This window comes from Pseudomonas bananamidigenes (assembly GCF_001679645.1).
Classification (GTDB): Bacteria; Pseudomonadota; Gammaproteobacteria; order Pseudomonadales; family Pseudomonadaceae; genus Aquipseudomonas; species Aquipseudomonas bananamidigenes.
The window spans coordinates 99,475-116,796 of record NZ_LRUN01000050.1 but is presented as its reverse complement, the minus strand read 5'-3'; the positions used below and the strand labels follow the sequence as shown (position 1 = coordinate 116,796).

19 protein-coding genes are annotated in these 17,322 nt (G+C 62.2%); 8 read left to right on the top strand and 11 right to left on the bottom strand.

Annotated elements, in window-relative coordinates:
- The first annotated feature begins 133 nt into the window (after nt 1-133).
- A complete protein-coding gene (locus tag BBF94_RS18345; protein WP_065260402.1) occupies nt 134-436 on the top strand; it encodes a hypothetical protein in 303 nt (100 codons plus the stop codon).
- A 78-nt stretch (nt 437-514) separates the two neighbouring features.
- Here BBF94_RS18345 and BBF94_RS18340 read toward each other — a convergent pair whose 3' ends face one another.
- From BBF94_RS18340 to BBF94_RS18305, 8 genes are all read right to left on the bottom strand, one after another.
- Nucleotides 515-1,384 carry an isocitrate lyase/PEP mutase family protein gene (locus tag BBF94_RS18340; RefSeq protein ID WP_065260401.1) on the bottom strand — a complete coding sequence of 290 codons (870 nt, stop codon included), beginning with the start codon at nt 1,382-1,384 and terminating at the stop codon, nt 515-517.
- 160 nt (nt 1,385-1,544) lie between these two features.
- On the bottom strand, nt 1,545-2,579 hold the full coding sequence (gene astA, locus BBF94_RS18335) for an arginine N-succinyltransferase (protein ID WP_065260400.1): 1,035 nt from the start codon (nt 2,577-2,579) through the stop codon (nt 1,545-1,547).
- A gap of 55 nt (nt 2,580-2,634) precedes the next feature.
- Nucleotides 2,635-3,651 (bottom strand): arginine N-succinyltransferase, encoded by a 1,017-nt coding sequence (locus BBF94_RS18330; RefSeq protein WP_065260399.1) that lies wholly within the window; start codon nt 3,649-3,651, stop codon nt 2,635-2,637.
- 118 nt (nt 3,652-3,769) lie between these two features.
- Nucleotides 3,770-5,119 (bottom strand): APC family permease, encoded by a 1,350-nt coding sequence (locus tag BBF94_RS18325; RefSeq protein WP_065260398.1) that lies wholly within the window; start codon nt 5,117-5,119, stop codon nt 3,770-3,772.
- A gap of 87 nt (nt 5,120-5,206) precedes the next feature.
- Nucleotides 5,207-5,959: an N-formylglutamate amidohydrolase gene (locus BBF94_RS18320; protein ID WP_065260397.1), complete on the bottom strand. Its 753-nt coding sequence runs from the start codon at nt 5,957-5,959 to the stop codon at nt 5,207-5,209.
- A complete protein-coding gene (locus BBF94_RS18315; protein ID WP_065260396.1) occupies nt 5,943-7,274 on the bottom strand; it encodes a type I glutamate--ammonia ligase in 1,332 nt (443 codons plus the stop codon). The genes BBF94_RS18320 and BBF94_RS18315 overlap by 17 nt, the downstream gene beginning before the upstream one ends.
- Nucleotides 7,271-7,915 (bottom strand): isochorismatase family cysteine hydrolase, encoded by a 645-nt coding sequence (locus tag BBF94_RS18310; protein WP_065260395.1) that lies wholly within the window; start codon nt 7,913-7,915, stop codon nt 7,271-7,273. Before BBF94_RS18310 ends, BBF94_RS18315 begins: the two co-directional genes overlap by 4 nt.
- 2 nt (nt 7,916-7,917) lie before the next feature.
- Complete coding sequence (locus tag BBF94_RS18305; RefSeq protein ID WP_065260394.1) at nt 7,918-8,772, bottom strand: MurR/RpiR family transcriptional regulator; 855 nt, start codon at nt 8,770-8,772, stop codon at nt 7,918-7,920.
- Between the two features lie 319 nt (nt 8,773-9,091).
- Between BBF94_RS18305 and BBF94_RS18300 the strand changes: the two genes are divergently transcribed.
- Entirely contained in the window at nt 9,092-9,664 is a 573-nt protein-coding gene (locus tag BBF94_RS18300; protein ID WP_065260393.1) for a histidine phosphatase family protein, read from the top strand.
- A complete protein-coding gene (gene cobF, locus BBF94_RS18295) occupies nt 9,661-10,416 on the top strand; it encodes a precorrin-6A synthase (deacetylating) (RefSeq protein WP_065260392.1) in 756 nt (251 codons plus the stop codon). Before BBF94_RS18300 ends, cobF begins: the two co-directional genes overlap by 4 nt.
- Before the next feature lie 107 nt (nt 10,417-10,523).
- On the opposite strand, the gene ftrA is transcribed toward cobF, so the two are convergent.
- Complete coding sequence (gene ftrA / locus BBF94_RS18290) at nt 10,524-11,498, bottom strand: transcriptional regulator FtrA (RefSeq protein ID WP_065260391.1); 975 nt, start codon at nt 11,496-11,498, stop codon at nt 10,524-10,526.
- A 102-nt stretch (nt 11,499-11,600) separates the two neighbouring features.
- On the opposite strand from ftrA, the gene BBF94_RS18285 reads away from it, so the two are divergent.
- The 4 genes from BBF94_RS18285 to BBF94_RS18270 all read left to right on the top strand — a co-directional run bounded on the left by BBF94_RS18285 (nt 11,601) and on the right by BBF94_RS18270 (nt 15,091).
- Nucleotides 11,601-12,035 carry a rhodanese-like domain-containing protein gene (locus BBF94_RS18285; RefSeq protein ID WP_065260390.1) on the top strand — a complete coding sequence of 145 codons (435 nt, stop codon included), beginning with the start codon at nt 11,601-11,603 and terminating at the stop codon, nt 12,033-12,035.
- Nucleotides 12,036-12,291: 256 nt separating this feature from the next.
- Nucleotides 12,292-13,071, top strand: a complete 780-nt coding sequence (locus tag BBF94_RS18280) for an ABC transporter substrate-binding protein (protein WP_065260389.1) — start codon at nt 12,292-12,294, stop codon at nt 13,069-13,071.
- Nucleotides 13,072-13,197: 126 nt separating this feature from the next.
- A complete protein-coding gene (locus BBF94_RS18275; RefSeq protein ID WP_065260388.1) occupies nt 13,198-14,310 on the top strand; it encodes a succinylglutamate desuccinylase/aspartoacylase family protein in 1,113 nt (370 codons plus the stop codon).
- A 64-nt stretch (nt 14,311-14,374) separates the two neighbouring features.
- The gene (locus BBF94_RS18270) at nt 14,375-15,091 is read left to right on the top strand and encodes an alpha/beta hydrolase (protein ID WP_065260387.1); all 717 of its coding nucleotides are present in this window, start codon (nt 14,375-14,377) and stop codon (nt 15,089-15,091) included.
- Nucleotides 15,092-15,094: 3 nt separating this feature from the next.
- Here BBF94_RS18270 and BBF94_RS18265 read toward each other — a convergent pair whose 3' ends face one another.
- Both BBF94_RS18265 and BBF94_RS18260 read right to left on the bottom strand, forming a co-directional pair.
- Nucleotides 15,095-15,661: a DcrB/PsbP domain-containing protein gene (locus BBF94_RS18265; protein WP_065260386.1), complete on the bottom strand. Its 567-nt coding sequence runs from the start codon at nt 15,659-15,661 to the stop codon at nt 15,095-15,097.
- An 86-nt stretch (nt 15,662-15,747) separates the two neighbouring features.
- Nucleotides 15,748-16,521 carry a hypothetical protein gene (locus BBF94_RS18260; RefSeq protein WP_065260385.1) on the bottom strand — a complete coding sequence of 258 codons (774 nt, stop codon included), beginning with the start codon at nt 16,519-16,521 and terminating at the stop codon, nt 15,748-15,750.
- 146 nt (nt 16,522-16,667) lie between these two features.
- Between BBF94_RS18260 and BBF94_RS18255 the strand changes: the two genes are divergently transcribed.
- Nucleotides 16,668-17,207 (top strand): chalcone isomerase family protein, encoded by a 540-nt coding sequence (locus tag BBF94_RS18255; protein WP_065260384.1) that lies wholly within the window; start codon nt 16,668-16,670, stop codon nt 17,205-17,207.
- The last annotated feature ends 115 nt before the right edge of the window (nt 17,208-17,322 follow it).

Below are 17,322 nucleotides of genomic sequence, written 5' to 3'. Positions count from 1 at the left end.
TTTATGGCGGCTGTGCGCGGGACACCTTAGGGTGTGCCGGATCTTTCAGGTATCTGGTCGGCCAACCCGCTCACAGCTGCCACCTTTATTCGCTTGGCCGCGAACGGTGGTTGTCTCACCTGGAGTCACACCAATGTCAGAACAAGTAATCCCCCGCTATCTCCCCATCGACACCTACGACGCCGAATCCCCGGTGCTCTTCATCAATACCCAAAAAGAACTCAGCGATATGGCCGCGTGTGCGATGCACCGTTTTGTGGTCGTGCGCGATCTGGCAGACACCTTTTCCAGTCTCGACCTAAAGGGCATTTCCGATTGTGATCTGACGCGCATGACCAGCGCAGTGCATCTGCTGATGCGAGAGGGCTGCGCCATTCTGAACGTGATTCAGGCGCGGGCATTGCAGCGGGAGGCGGGTTACAAGGCAGCGGTGTAGCGGTTTCGCGGCGGGCGCCATGCGAGTGGACTCGTGATGGCGTCGGGCCGCTCTGCCTCTTTGTCGCGTGGTGCGGGGTTACTCTTTGACGCTCATGTATTCCTTGGCCCAGAGGATGTATTCCTCAGGCTGGGTGTAGGTGTGGGTCAGTTCGGTGGCGCTCAGGTCCGAGGCCTGAGTGAAGATCTGCCGTTGTTCGCGCAGGCTGTCGTAGGTGGCCTTGATCGCCGCGAAGTAAGCACCGTGGCCATCGATGGTCACACGCACACCCAGTTCGGCCAGACGTTTGTCGTCGTGCAGTGCCGGGTTGCCGTAAGTGACGAGCATCAGCGGGACGGTCAGGTGTTCGGCAATTTGCTCGAGCTGGTCGAAGTCCTGGATACCGACCATGCAGATGCCATCGGCGCCTGCGGCCTGGTAATGCTTGGTGCGGCTGATGATTTCCTGGTTGGGCAGGATGCCGGCATTGGTCCGGGCGATGATTGCCATTTCCGAATCGACCCGTGCTTCCAGTGCGGCGCGGATCTTGCCGACGCCTTCGGCGACGGTGATCAGGTCGGTGGATTTGCGGCCGAACTGGGCCGGCAGCAAGGTGTCTTCGATGGTCAGGGCGGCGACGCCGGCGCGCTCCAGTTCGACGATGGTGCGCATCACGTTCAGCGCGTTGCCGTAGCCATGGTCGGCGTCGGCGATTACCGGCAATTGGGCGACGCGGCCGATGCGGGTGGCCTGTTCGGCGAATTCGCTGAGGGTGATCAGGGCAAAGTCCGGAGCGCCCAGCACCTGCAACGAGGCGACCGAGCCGCCGAGAATCCCGACTTCAAAACCCAGGTCAGCGGCGATGCGGGCGGACATCGGATCGAACACCGAGGCGGTGTGATAGCAGGTGTCGGAGGCCAGCAGCTGACGGAAGTTACGGCGCAAATCTTGATGAGAAAGCCTGGTCATACGAGTTCCACCAATACAAAGGAATGGAAAGGCTTGAGCAAAGGTGTCAACGCCGAAGGTGAAAAGGCTATCACGCCAATGGGTCAAGGATCATGACGAATTAACGAGGACGTTAACCAGGAAAAACCTGTTCAGGCTTGCTTGCCGCAGGCTGGGGCGCTCAGGCCGCCACCGCCTGCTGTTGTTGATTGGGCAACGGCACCGCCCGCACCGAGTTGCCCGGCTGCAATTGCAGGCGCTTGGCGGTGAGGCGGTCGACCACCAGACTGCCGCCGACCCGACGCCCCGGCGCCACGGTGATGCGGCAGTTTTCCAGACGCCGGTTGTGGATCAGCCACAGCGGCGCCTGGTCGTCCGGCGTGCCGATGCTCAGGCTCAGTTCCAGGCTGTCGCGCACGGTGCGGATGTTGTGGATCGGCGCCTCGATGACCGGGCCGCCGTCGAAGATATCGATATAACCCTTATGGGCAAAACCTTCGGCCTGAAGGATCTTCAGTGCCGGTTCGGTGTTCGGGTGAGCCTGACCGATTACCGCCTGGGCCTGTTCGGTGAGCAGGCAGGTGTACAGCGGCTGGCGCGGCATCAGTTCGGCGATGAACGACTTGTTGCCCAATCCGGACAAATGGTCGGCGTGGCTGAAGTCCATCTGGAAGAAGTGCCGGCCCAGGCTGTCCCAGAACGGCGAGCAGCCTTGCTCGTCGGCACTTCCGCGCAGTTCGGCAATCATCTTCTCGCCGAACAGATGCGGGAATTCGGCGACGAACAGCAAACGCCCCAATGACAGCAGACGGCCGTTGCTGCCGTGGCGCTGGTCGTGGCGCAGAAACAGCGAACACAGTTCCGATTGGCCGGTCAGTTCATTGTTGAGGAACAGCGTCGGAATCTGTCGCTGAATGCCAAGGTCCGGTGCCGAGCTGACAGTCAGTCCGACCCGGTAGTTGTACCAGGGCTCGCGCAGGCCCACGGCGCCGGTCAGGGCACTGACCCCGACCACCCGGTGCTCATCGTCTTCAAGCACGAACAGGTAATCGGCATCGGCGCGCTCGACCTGTTCGGCGAAGGCGCGTTGGGCCCAGCGTACCCGATGCGACAGGCGATCTTCATTGGCCGGCAGGGTGGTGAACCCGGGCCCGGCCTGCTGCACCAGCGTCATCAGGGCGGGCAGGTCGCTGACTTGGACCGGACGGACAATCATGCTGCAACTCCTTTTGCGCGCCTGCTCGGGCACTGTCGTGAAATACCGGCGCGGTTCACAGGGCGACCACCCGAACATTGCCGCCATGGCTGACCTTCAGCGCGGCACACATCGCCGGCGTCAGCGCCAGGGGCTGGTCGGGCTGGTAATCCAGCTCGGCGACCGTTGCTCTGTATCCATGCAGCGCATCGTTACTCACCAGATAGCGACCACGTGCGTCGATCCGGGGTTCCTCCCGGACCGTGGCGACCCGACTGTCGGCAATCGAACGGATATTGCCGGTGCGTGCGTACAGGGTCGGACCGGCATCGAACAGGTCGATGTAGCTGTTGGTTTCAAAACCTTCCCGTTCGAGGATATCGAAGGCTTCCTGGCCGTCAGGATGCACCCGGCCGATGCACGCCTGCGCCGCTGGCGGCAGCATCGGCACGTAGATCGGGTATTGCGGCATCAGTTCGGCGAGAAATGTACGGCTCTGCAAGCCGCACAGGCGTTCGGCCTCGACGTAGGGCAGGTCGAAGAAGTGTTTGCCCAGCGCATCCCAGAACGGCGACTGCCCCTGTTCGTCGCTGTAACCGACGATCTCGGTGATCACCGCTTCGGCGAAACGTGGCGCATGGGCGGCGATGAACATCAGGCGCGCCCGCGACAGCAGTTCCGAGTACGGCGTGCGTACCAGCGCTGCGTCGATGTGAAAACCGCGCAGCAGCGTGTGGCCGCTCAGGTCGTGGCACAGCGACAGTGCCGGCACGCCGTGTTCGATGTGCAGTTCCCGCGAAGCACTGGTGAAGTGGCGATTGCGCAGGCTGTAGAACGGTTCGTTGAAGCCGGCCGTGGCGAGGATCTCCGAGCAGCCCACCAGACGCTGGTGGTCCTGGTCTTCCAGTACGAAAAAATAATTCTCCGGGCCCTGGGCCGAGGCGTTGCTCTCGAACGACGCGCAGGACGCGGCGATTTTCCCGCCCAGGTGTTCGCGGTCGTCCGGCAGGGACGTGACACCCACCAGGCTGTCCCGGGCCAGTTGTTGCAATTGAGGCAGGTCGGTAGGCTCGACTGGGCGTAAGACCAGCATGGATGCACTCCTGTATCAAAAGGTTCGGCACATTCGCCGAACCTGACTATCACTGTCGGTTTCCACGCGTTAAAGCGGCGGTCGCCTGAATTCTTGTCAGACGCCGCCCTTTTTCTTGTCAGCCATTGCTCGGGTCGGGCAGCGCGGTACTGGCGCCGAGCCTGTTCAGGAAGAACAGGTACACCAGACCCAGGGTGATCCAGATCAGGCCGAGTTTCTGCGCATCGACACCCATGTTGTACATGATGGCCGCGACGATGCCGAAGCCGATCACCGGGCAGATCAGGTGACGGATCACCTGGCCGGACTTCTGCCGGCGCCAGTAGTAATTGATCACGGTCAGGTGCAGCAGCATGAAGCCGCTCAGGGCGCCGAAGTTGACCAGCGAAGTCAGCGTGTCCACCGAATTGATGAACAGGTAGCAGATCACCAGCGACAGCACGGCCACCAGATAGATGCTCAGGTACGGCGTGTTGTGTTTTGGATGCACCCGGGCCAGCACTTTCGGCAGCTTGCCGTCACGGGCCATGCCGAACAGCAGGCGCGAGACGGCGGCTTGCGAAGTGATCGCCACCGCGACGCCCCAGGCCAGGGCCGTGGCGACGCCTGTCAGGGTCGCCAGCCAGCTGCCGGCGGCGATTTCGGCGATTTCATAGAACGCGGTGTCGGCGGACTTGAAGCCCATGCCCGCTGCCAGATCGGTGGCGATCCAGGTCTGCACGACGAAAATCGCGCCCATCACCATCAGAGTGATCAGCGCCGCTTTGCCGACACTGCGGCCCGGATCGCCCTTGATCTCTTCGGCCAGTGTGGAGATCGCATCGAAACCGAGGAACGACAGCACCGCAATCGACACTGCTTGCATCAGCAGGGCGAAGTTGAAGGTTTGCGGGTGATACAGCGGCGCCAGGGTCAACTGGCCGTTGCCGCCACCGTTGTGCAGAGCGTTCCAGGCGTAGAACAGGAAGATCCCCAGAACAACCAGCTGCGCCAGCAGGAACAGGATGTTCATGCGCGCGGTGAAGGTGATGCCGCGCAGGTTGACGAAGGTCGCGCTGACCAGGAACGCGAGAATGAAGCCGACTTTCGGGATGTCCGGGTACAAATGGTTGAGCGCCATCGCCGCATAGACGTAAAGCAGCGGCGGAATCAACAGGTAGTCGAGCAGCATCAGCCAGCCGGCGATGAAGCCGACGTGCTGGTTCAGGCCGCGTTGCGCGTAGGAATAGACCGAGCCGGCAATCGGAAAGGCCCGGGCCATGCTGCCGTAGCTCAGCGCGGTGAAGATCATCGCCACCATGCCGATGATGTACGCCAGCGGCACCATTCCCGGTGCCTCGGCGTTGACGTAGCCATACACGCCGAACGGGGCGATGGGGATCATGAAGATCATCCCGTACACCACCAGGTCGGTCAGCGTCAGGCTACGTTTCAACTCCTGTTTGTAGCCGAACTCTTCTATTTCCATGAAGCGCAACTCCTTGTCAGCCAATCGTTCGTTTTAGTTGTTATGTCGGTCCGTCGTTTACAGCGTCAGCAGTTTTTACAGCCATGTTCAAAGCAGTGGAGCCAGATATTTTGCCCAGCGGGAAACCGCGTCCGGGCTGCGCAGCAGGTCGTTGCGCACTTCGATCAATACCGAGTCGAGGCCCCGGGCATCGCCGTGCACAGGCACGGTCATGTCGCCCAGCGGGTCGATCCTGTACGGCTGGTTGCCGGCCACTTTCAGCGGATGGTGACCGAGCCCGTCGAGCAGTCGCTGGGCATAGGCCTTTGCCTGGCCGAACAGCACACCGGCTTCCAGTTCACGCGGCTGGCCGTAGTAAACCGGGGTGAAACTGTGAATTCCGACCACCCGCACCGACCGACCCTGGGCCAGACGTTCGTCGATCAACTGTTGCAGCCGTGTATGGAATGGCTTGAACAGGCACTGACGTCGGTATTCGCGGGTGGCTTCGTCGAGCTCGCGATTGCCGGGCACCTGATAGATCTCGCTCTGCGCCGGAATGCTGTCCGGGGCATGGCGGGGCCGGTTGAGATCGATCAGCAACCGGGAATAGTTGGCGCTCAGCAGCGTGGCGCCGATCTCTTCCGACAGTCGCTCGGCCAGCTCCAGCGCACCGATGTCCCAGGCGATGTGTTCACGCGCCGCCGCGTCATCCAGACCCAGGTTGTTCAGGGCGTCGGGGATGTAGCGGCTGGCGTGCTCGCACACCAGAATCAGCGGGTGCGTCGAATCTTCGCGGATCAGGTTGTAGACCGGTCGGGTGTACAACCCAAGCTCGGTGGATTCAGTACAGGCGTGCATAGTGCTCACACAGGTCAGCGGGCGAGAGCTGTTCCGTCAGCGCCAGTTCCTCGGTTTTAAGGGCGAAATAGGTGTCGAGCAACGGTGCCGGCAGCGCTGCCGTCAGCGCTTCGCTGTGACGCAGGCAATCCAGCGCCTGAGCCAGTGAGGCGGGCAGGGCAACGATGCCCCGGGCCGCCCGTTGTTCCTGGTTGAGTGAATCGGGGATTTCATCGGTGATCGCGTTCAGCGCCAGACGCTGTTCGATGCCCAGACGCCCGGCGATCAGCAGCGCGGCCATCGCCAGGTGCGGCGAGGCGGTGGCGTCCATGGCGCGGAACTCCAGGTTGTATTGCCTGGCGACGGGTTTGTTGCCCAGGCTCACGGTCGGGCAGATGCGCAGCGCCGCTTCGCGGTTCTGCTGGCCCAGGCAGGCGTAGGACGCGCTCCAGTGGTGCGGCTGCAAGCGCTCGTAGGACACCGGCGTCGGCGCAGTGAACGCACACAGCGCCGGCAAATAATGCAGCACGCCTGCCGCCCAGTGCTGGCCGAGGGTCGACAGGCCGTTGCTGGTGCCGGCGTCATAGAGCATCGGCTGGCCCGCGAGGTCCAGCAGGCTGACGTGCAGGTGTACACCGTTGCACACCGCATCGGCGGCGGTCTTGGGCGCGAAGCTCAGGTCAAGGCCCATTTGCCGGGCGATCTCGCGAGTGATCTCGCGCACGTTCACTGCACGATCCGCCGCCGCCACGCCGAGGGTCGGGCGGCAGGTGATTTCGTATTGATGCTTGCCGTATTCGGGCAGGAACATTTCCGGCTCGACACCGCCGGCGCGCAGGGCGCTGAGCAGCCAGCCGCCGAACTCCGCGCCCTGGCGCTGGGACTCCAGCGAAAAGGCCAGGTGTTCGGCGAAGCCGGCGTGCAGGTTGAATTCGTGTTCGAACGCGGCGTTGACCTGCAAGCCGAGCTGATCGCGATAACGCTCGACCTCATCGCTCAGCAGGGTGCGCGGGCAGGCGCCCCACGGGCGTCCGTCGGTCTCGCGGATGTCGCCGTGGATGAAATCCAGCGCCGGGGCGGCGGCGTCCGGGCCGTTGCCGACGGTGACGCGGCTGGCCAGGTCGGGAATCAGCCGCAGATCGCCGTAAGCGCCCCATGGGTTGGTCGAGGCAATGATGTCCTGCGGGGTCAGTGCGCTGTTGGCCGGCACCCAGCCGCAACCGGCCGCCTGATAGTGTTCCAGTTCATCGCTGGGAAACGAGCGGCCACGGGTGATGCCGATCAGATCGGTGGTGACGATGGTGGTCATCGGCAGTGGCGACAGGCGCTCGCTCATGGCGTCATCTCCCGCAGACGAACGAGCACGGTGTCGGTGTCGGTGATCCAGCAGTAGCCCTTGATCGCGTTCAGGCAGGCGTCATGGCGTGCTTCGGTGTAGGTCGCGCAGGCGTCCGCCACCAGCGTCACCAGATAGCCCCGGTCGGCGGCGTCGCGCACGGCCATGTCCACGCACTGGTCGGTGACGATGCCGGCGATGATCAGGTGACGGGTTTGCAGATTGCGCAGCACGTAGTCGATGTTGGTCGAGTTGAAGACCCCGGAAGAGGTCTTGGGCAGCACGATTTCATTTTCTGTCGGAGTCAGTTCAGCGATGACCTGTGCCTGCGGGCTGCCCTTGGGCAGGTGCATGTCCGACAGTTTGTGATCCAGCGAGCGGTCACGACCATCGGCGGTCAGGCTTTCGATCAGGGTGTGCAGTACGTTCTGCCGTGCATCGCGGAAGGCGTTGAGCAGGCGCACCTGATTGGGCACCACCCGCGAGCGTGTGCGATGGAGGAAGTAAGCGGCGTCCGGGCCTTCGAGGTGCGGGTCGAACTGCGGCTCGAGCCAGGCACGCTGCATGTCCACCAGCAACAGCGCGGTGTGATCGGTGACAAACGGCAGGTCCCGTGGCGAGCGATGGGGAAGGCTGAACATCCTTATTTATCCTCCAGCAAATGGGTGTCGAAGTCGTTGCGCAAGGCATCGATGCCTTCCAGGCGGTCCGCCAGGTCCGGGCTGCGCAGGGTCAGGCAGGCGATCAGCGCTTCGACCTGGGCCAGCGCCGGGACCATGGTGTCGAATGGCGACGCCGACTCCACCGGGGCGCTGATGATCATGTCGGCCAGTTCCCGCAGTGGCGAGGCGTAGATGTCGGTGAACAACACGACCCGCGCATTGTTGTGCTTCGCCGCCGTGGCCACGCGCAGGGCCTGGGTCTGGTAGCGGCGATAGTCGAACACCAGCACCACGTCCTGACGTTGCAGGTCGAACAGGCGATCGGGCAGTTGCGCGTTGTCTTCCAGGGCAAAACAACCGGGGCGCAGCAGTCGCAAGTGATTGAGCAGGTAGGTGGCCATCAGGCTGCTGAAGCGCCCGCCGAAGCAGTAGACCTGGTGACGGGTGTCCAGCAGCCATTGCGACAGGATCCGCACGTCTTCGGGTTGAGTCAGAGCCTGGGTTTCCGCCAGCAGGCTGTGGCTGTGGGCCAGATAGTGGCTCCAGGCATCGTCCCGGTTCAGGTTCGAACGGGGTTGCAGCAGCGTGCGTGGCGATCGCAGGCGATGGTCCATGTCGCTGAGCAGGGCGTCCTGAAACTCGGCATAACCGCCAAAGCCGAGTTTTTTGACCAGACGCACGATGGTCGGATCGCTGACACCGGCGTGCTCTGCCAGACGCGCCATCGGGCCAAGCCCGTTGCGCGGGTACTGATCGAGCAAGGCCCGGACGACTTTGCGCTCTGACGGCGTAAGGTCCAGGCCGGGATCGGTAATCAGGTCTCTGAGAGGGGGCATCCGGGCTCCTGCTGGATGGGGGGTGTTGAATTCGCTTCACAATCCGTTAAAACAGTATTTATGTAACTGACGTTACATGTCTAGTGAATTTTCCGCGGCGTCGGTGAAGCCCCAAAATGGGGCGAAATGCCCGTGTAGCAAGGGCTACATGGATATCCATGGGTCTTGTAGTCCATTGCCCATTGTTGTGTCAGAAATTACCGCTTTGTTATGAGGGAGCGATTTCGGGGCTGTCACCAAGGAGCCCGGTTTACGGCACAATTACGACTCTGTCGGCGCTTTGCCGGATGTTTTTTACTTTCTGACCGAGTGACTCAGCGTGCAAGCCACCCGTTTGACCTTGATTTGCCACGCCAGAACCGTCTCACAAAAATTGGCGCGCTTTCCTACGGACGAGCCCGTTGAAAAAAGGGTCGTTGCATCTGACTCCCTGGCCACCCGGTTCGAGTTACCGCGTCGTTTGATCTGCGGTCCGGAACTGCGCACGCGCCAGACCGCCGCATGGTTCGGTGCAGACGCGCAGGTTGATGAAGCCTTGCGCGATTGCGACTGGGGCCGTTGGCAGGGGCAGGCGATCAAGGACCTGCAGCGAGATGAACCGCAAGCCTTGCAAGCCTGGCTCGAAGACCCCGGCGTGGCGCTACCCGGCGGTGAGTCGGTGGTCCAGCTCTGTGAGCGGGTGGCCATGTGGCTGGCGGCCCTGCAAACCACGCCCGGTCATGTGGTGGCCGTGACCCATCCGTTCGTTATCCGGGCAGCGCTGATGCAGGTCCTGCAGGGCGAGGCGTTCAACCGGATCGATGTCGAGCCGATGGCGGCCGTCGAGTTGCGTTTCTTCGGGCGCTGGCGACTACGCTTGCCCGGCATCGACCTTGAAGGAGACTGCTCATGAAGCGATTGCTGGTGATCGGCATAGGCGCCGGCAACCCCGACTACATCACGATGCAGGCCGTGAACGCGTTGAATCAGGTGGACGTGTTTTTCCTCATGGACAAGGGCCGGAGCAAGGAAAAGTTGATCGACCTGCGTCGCGAAATCTGCGAACGCTACATCACCGATCGTACCTACCGCTTCGCCGAAGCCCGCAGTCCGGAGCGGGAGCGCGGGGACGTGGATTACGGGGTCAGCGTTGATGATTTGAACCGGGCCAGGCAGCAAACCTTCGAACACCTGATCAATGACGAATTGTCTGACGGTCAGTGCGGTGGTTTTCTGGTGTGGGGCGATCCGGCGCTTTACGACAGCACTATTCGTATCCTGCAGGCGATTCTGGCCTCGGGGCGATGTGCGTTCGAGTTCGACGTGATCCCCGGTATCACCAGCGTTCAGGCCCTGGCGGCGCAACACAAGGTGCCGTTGAACAGCATCGGTCGCTCGATTGAAATCACCACCGGTCGACGTCTGGCGGCGGGGCAGGTGAGCGATACCGACAGCCTGGTGGTGATGCTCGACGCCGAAGATTCCTACCATCGGGTGGCTGATCAGGAGACAGAGATCTACTGGGGGGCCTACCTCGGCACGCCGGATGAAATCCTCATCAGCGGCAAGCTCAAGGATGTCGCCGATGACATCGAGCGGGTGCGCAAGGCGGCACGGGCCGGGCACGGCTGGATCATGGACACCTATTTGTTGCGCAAGCCTTGAGTCACATGTTGTCTGAAATGGCCCATTCGCGAGCAAGCTCGCTCCCACAGAAGTAGGTGGTTATCTGTGGGAGCGAGCTTGCTCGCGAAGAGGGCTGTGAGGTCAACTCATGAAGTGGATCTGATCTCACGCCCAAAGCGTTCGCGATACACCGAGGGCGGCACGCCGACCACGCTGCGAAACGCCACGCGAAAGCTCTCCACCGAACGATAGCCACAGCGCTGGGCGATCTGTTCGGTGTTCTGCGGTGTGCTTTCCAGCAACTCCCGGGCCCGGGCCAGGCGTTCGTGTTGCAGCCAGGCTTTGGGCGACTGACCGCTGGCCTGGGTGAACTTGCGCAGGAAGGTGCGTTCGCTCATCGCCGCCTCGCTGGCCAGATCGCGCACTTCCAGTGGTTCATGCAGGCGCTCGCGGGCCCACTGCATTACACGCGACAGATCGCTGCGCGGCGTCGGGCTGACCGGTGTCGGAATGAACTGCGCCTGACCGCCGGTGCGTTGCGGCGACATCACCAGCCGACGCGCCACTGAATTGGCGACCTGAGTACCGAAGTCCCGCGCCACCAGATGCAGGCAGGCGTCGATCCCCGCCGCGCTGCCGGCCGAAGTGATCAACTGACCTGAATCGACATAAAGCACATCCGGATCGACATCGATGGCCGGGAAGCGCTCGGCCAGCTCCGCGGTGTAGCGCCAATGGGTGGTGGCGCCGTGTCCGTCGAGAAGTCCGCTGGCCGCCAGCACAAAGACGCCGGAACAGATCGACAGCAGCCGGGCACCGCGCGAGTGCGCATCACGCAATGCTTCGAGCAATGCTTGCGGGACCGGCGCGTTGCGGTCACGCCAGCCGGGAATGATGATGGTGCGCGCCTGTGCCAACAGTTCCAGACCGCCATCGGCCAAAACCTGAATCCCGCCCATGGCGCGCATCGGGCCCTGATCGACGGCGGCGATGCAGTGCGTGTACCACGGGAATTCGAATTCCGGTCGGGCCAGGCCGAAGATCTCCACGGCGATGCCGAACTCGAACGTACAGAGGCCGTCGTAGGCCAGGATCGCGACCAATCCAGGTGAATCAGGCATTTGGCGGAAAGTTCCCGGTGAGTGTCTTGTGCGCCACTTTAGCGGCAAGCGACGGCTCGATAAAGTCTGTTCATCCCTTCACAGACGTAGGAGCAACACAACATGCCCAGCCTGGTTCGCCAAATTCCTGCAGCCCCGTCGGCCATTGCCCTGATGCACTTCAGCAACCGTCTGACCTTCGAGACCGACTGTTCCGACGTCTTCAGCAGCCAGGAGGCCGGCGAGGTCGACTTCGTGCTGGTGGACGTGCGCGGGCCGCTGGCCTTCGAGCGCGGTCATGTACCGGGTGCGATCAATATTCCGGGGCGCCTGATGACGGCCGAAGCGCTGGCGGACTACCCGGGCTCCACGCTGTTCGTGGTCTACTGCGCCGGGCCACACTGCAATGGTGCGAACAAGGCTGCGGTGAAACTGGCGGCGCTGGGTTACCCGGTCAAGGAGATGATCGGCGGGGTGACCGGCTGGCTCGATGAGGGTTTCGAATTGAGTGTCCCGGCAACCCGCAGCGTGACGCCTGCGATTGCCTGCGATTGCTGATAACCCGTCGAGTTGCCGCTCTCGGCGGCAACTTTTAATGGCTTTGTCCTACAGCCCTTGCACCGCTCTGGCGCACACTTTTCCTGCGCGACGACAATCGCCGATTTTCTGTAAGTATTTGTCGCTTAAACACAATTTGCCCCGTGCGCGGCGCCATAGACTGCCGGCCACTTCGGTTTCTTTGCGCTCACCAGCCCGAGACCGGACCTGACAATCGAAAGCTGCCAATAAAAGCCTCCGCACACGGGAGTAATAAATGAAAAAGCTGGTTATGTTCGGTGCCCTGGCACTGTCGATGTTGTCCCTGACCGCCGTGGCCGAAGACGCCAAACCGATCCGTATCGGTATCGAAGCCGGTTACCCGCCATTCTCGATGAAAACCCCTGACGGCAAACTGGCCGGTTTCGACGTGGACATCGGCGACGCGCTGTGTGAGCAGATGAAAGTCAAATGCACCTGGGTCGAGCAAGAATTCGACGGTCTGATCCCGGCGCTGAAAGTGAAGAAGATCGACGCGATCCTGTCCTCGATGACCATCACTGACGATCGCAAGAAAAACGTCGATTTCACCATCAAGTACTACCACACCCCGGCGCGCTTCGTGATGAAGCAAGGCTCCGGCGTGAAAGACCCGCTGGTCGAGCTCAAGGGCAAGAAAGTCGGCGTGTTGCGCGCCAGTACCCACGACCGCTACGCCACCGAAGTGCTGGTACCGGCCGGGATCGAACTGGTGCGTTACGGCTCGCAGCAGGAAGCCAACCTGGACATGGTGTCCGGTCGTATCGACGCGATGCTGGCCGACTCGGTCAACCTGAGCGACGGCTTCCTGAAAACCGACGCCGGCAAAGGCTTCGAATTCGTCGGCCCGACCTACGAAGACGCCAAGTACTTCGGCGGCGGCGCCGGTATTGCCGTGCGTAAAGGCGATACCGAGCTGGCGGAGAAATTCAACACCGCCATCAATGAAATCCGCGCCAACGGCAAGTACAAGCAAGTGCAGGACAAGTACTTCGACTTTGACGTGTACGGCCATTAATACGCCTTGGAAAAAGTGGCCCCGTTGATGCGGTGGCCACTTTTTTTTCGCCTGTGATTTATCCTGTCAGCACATTTTCAATGCAGTCACTGTGCAGCAGCGACTGCAGAATTTCCGGAGTTCCCCATGCAACGCATCGATCATGTTCTGCCCTGGAGCCACTTGGGCAGCGAGCGCTCTCTCAGCGTCTTTCGTTATGGCACCGGCCCGCGCAAGGTCTACATTCAGGCCAGCCTGCACGCCGATGAGTTGCCGGGCATGCGCACCGCGTGGGAACTGAAACAGCGCCTGAGTGAACTGGAACAGCAAGGCCGGCTGCAAGGTGTGATCGAACTGGTGCCGGTGGCCAATCCCATCGGTCTCGACCAGCACCTGCAAGGCAGTCACATGGGCCGTTTCGAACTGGCGAGCGGCAAGAACTTCAACCGCTCCTTCGTCGAACTCAGCGCCCCGGTGGCCGCGCGCGTCGGCGATCAGTTGGGCAGCGATGCCGAGGCCAACATCGCCCTTATCCGCCAGACCATGGGCCAGGTGCTCGACGACCTGCCGGCCCCGACCTCGCAACTGGAAGCGCTGCATCGTCTGTTGCTGCGCCATGCCTGCGACGCCGACATCACGCTGGACCTGCACTGCGATTTCGAGGCGGCGATTCACCTTTACGCGCTGCCGCAACACTGGCCGCAATGGCAATCCCTGGCCGCTCGCCTGAAAGCCGGCGTGGCGCTGTTGTGTGAAGACTCTGGCGGCAGTTCGTTCGACGAGTCGTGCTCCACGCCCTGGTTGCGTCTGGCACGGCTGTTTCCGAGCGCGGCGATTCCCCCCGCCAACCTCGCCACCACGCTGGAGCTGGGTAGCATGGGCGATACCCGGGTCGAACAGGCACAGGCCAATTGCGAAGCGATCCTGGGCTTTCTGGCAGAGCAGGGCTTCATCAGCGGCGAATGGCCGCAAGCGCTGCAAGCGTGCTGCGAGGGCATGCCGTTCGAAGGCACCGAATACCTGTTCGCCCCGCACCACGGTGTGGTCAGCTTTCTGCGCGACGCCGGTGAATGGGTCGAGCGCGGTGATCCCCTGTTTGAAGTGGTCGATCCGTTGAAGGATCGCGTCACCACCGTGTGCGCCGGCACCAGCGGCGTGCTCTTCGCCATCGACCGTGGGCGTTACACCCAGCCGGGCATCTGGCAGGCGAAAGTGGCGGGGCGCGAGCCGATCAGGGCGGGCAAGCTGATCAACGACTGACCCCTTCGGCCGAACCACAGTGTTAGGCTCTGCCCCGAACCCTGCACTGTGTGAAGGAAGGCTTATGTTGAAAGTGTTTGCGCTGCTGACGCTGCTCGCGTCCACCGCCGTTCAGGCTCAGACCTCGCTGCAGAACGATCTGCCGCTCAACTACCTGGCCCAGGTTCACCCGGACGCCGAACAGCGTCCGCTGGTGATTTTCCTGCATGGCTATGGCAGCAACGAAGCCGACCTGATCGGCATGAAATTTCAATTGCCCGCGCAATACAACTACCTGTCGGTACAGGCGCCGATGGCGTTGGGCGAAGGACGATTCCAGTGGTTTCGCAAGAAGGGCGAAGGAGCCTACAACGGCGAGACCGATGATCTGAAGGCTGCCAGCCAGAAGCTGCGAGCCTTTGTCACCGCCGCCGCGCAGAAATATCACGCCCGACCGGACAAGGTGTACCTGATCGGTTTCAGCCAGGGCGCCATGATGACCTACGAAGTGGGGTTGCGGCAGCCGGCAGCGGTGGGTGGCATTGCGGCGTTGAGCGGGCGGGTGTTGCCGGTGCTCAGGAATGAGTTGGAGTCAGCGCAGCAGCATCCGCCGCTGGCAATCTTCATCGGCCATGGCACGGCGGATGACCGGGTGCCTTACAGTGGCGCCACGTCGGCCAAAACGCTGCTGGAGAAGCTGGATTACACACCGGAATTTCATGCCTATCCCGGCGTCGGCCACAGCATCAGTGCGGCCGAGCTTCGGGATTTGAACGGCTGGTTGCAGCGACTCAATCCGTGACGATCATTTTTCGCTGAGGATGGCTTTCACCAGCGCGTCGTGACCGCTCTTGTCGCTGGCCCGGGAAATCACCTGAACCAGCGCCATGCGGGTGCCGGAGCCGGCCATCAGCGTGGTGTTGAGCGTCTGGCCACCGCCCTGGGTTGCGGTGCTGTCCACCTGACGCAGTCCCAGGCCATTGCTTTTGCGGGTCAGGCTCTTCTCGCTGAGCTTGTTGAAGTCCGGCAGTGCCTTGCGCTGGCCTTCGATGAAGTCGGAGACGGTGCTGTCGAGAAATGCACTGTCGTTGTCCTTGACGTTGTTGCCTTCTGGAATCTGGTTCTCGGCGGTGATGACCACGGTTTTGCTGGTCTGGTTGGTGTACATCGTGCCCTTGGCACCGGTCGGGCCAGCCGGCAGCGGGTCACCGACGAAGCCCTTGGGCAGGACAAAACTGAACTTGCCGTCGAGCATCGAGACTTTCTCGGTGACAGCCTTCTCTTTGGCCTTGGCCGCCTGGGCACCGACGGCGCCGAAACCGGCCACCGCCGCCAGCAGCAGGACGACGGCTTTCTTGCTAAGCAATGACATTCGAATCTCCGAGGGATGGTCGCGCTTGGGCGGCGATCATCCCACGGAGCACACCCGGCACTCCAGAGCGGTTTGTCCGGGCGGATTCAATGGGCCGACGGTGTCGGTGCCGGTCTGGCCAGCAACTGCCGGGTGACCCCGAGCATCGCCACCGAAACGGCCACCGCCACGACGAAGCCGCCATAACCCATACTTGGCACCGTCAGGGCCAACACCAGGCAAAACGCCGAAAACGAATACATCCCCGTGGCCGTCGCCCGCAACAGCGCGGCGGTGAATGCCGGCCCGCGCGTCTGCTGGGAAAACACCGCCATCACGCTGCCCAGCACCGGGAACACCGCGAGCAATCCGCTCCAGCGCTCGCCGACCGTGCTGGCCAGCATCGTCACTACCAGCGTCAACGCCGCGCCGGCAATCATCCGCCAGACCAGTTTGTCCGACTTCGGCGCCGGCCCGCTGGTCACCGGTTGTACCTTGGGAAACAGATTGGGCGCTGCAAGGAGGGCGGTCGCAGCGGCGACGACGGAGAAGGGCAGCGACGCCGGAATCAGCGACAGGATCAGCGCCAACACGGCCCAGACCGAAAGAGAAACCACCAGCGCCAAGGGCCAGTTCGCCCGCTGCGCCACCTGCGCATAAGTGACGCAAAACGCGATCATCGCAAACATGGCCGACAGCGCCGCGACCGCCGATTGCGCGGCAAACGCCGGGCCTTGTTCGATGGCGAGGAAAAAAAGGATCGGCCCGACCACCACCGGCAACCCCGAAAGCCACCCGGCCACACTGGGACCCCAACGTTTGCCCGCCAGGGAAATCAGCAAAAGAAAACCGGGGATCAGCAGCAGTTTGAGGATCAGCACGCGGGTGACTCCGTGGGTGAGAGACGGCCACGGTAGCATTGCCGGTGATGGATTGCTGTAAATGCATGCAATAAATGTATACAAAGTGCCGGGAAGGATCGCCGACTATGCTCTGGTAATCAGGGTTTACCGGAGTCGATGCCGCGATGAGCAGAACACCGAAGGTGTTGCGTGGATGCTGCGGAGTCGGCTTGTGGGCATTGTTGCTGACACCGACCTGGGCCAGTTGGCAGGACGCTGTGCCCGGCGCGCAGATCATCGGCACCGGTGACTTCAGCGTGTTCGGTTTCGACATATATAACGCCCGGTTGTGGAGTGCCGCACGACCATTGGCCGATGGTCAGCCTTTCGCCCTGGAATTGATCTACCGGCGCAACGTGTCCCGCGATGATCTGGTCAAGGCCAGCGTCGACGAAATCAAACGCCTGGCCGGTTCGTCCATCAGCCCTGCGCAATTGGCGGTGTGGCAAGCGCAGATGCAGCAATCGTTCGTCGACGTCCAGGCCGGCACGCGGATTACCGGTGTGTATCTGCCGGGGCAGGGCGCACGCTTCTTTGTCGGCCAACAATTGCAACATGAGATCGACGATCCTCTGTTCGCCCAGGCGTTTTTCAATATCTGGCTGGACCCACGCACGCGCAGTCCCGAATTGCGCCGGCAATTGCTCGGCACTGCCAGACCCTGAGCGCAGCACATCGGCGCTTGGGTGCGCCGACTGAAACGTCTAAGCTGCGCCTTTCGACTTGTTTCTGGATGTGTGCGTGAAATTCAGCCTGCCCAAAATCGCCACTGCGCCGTTC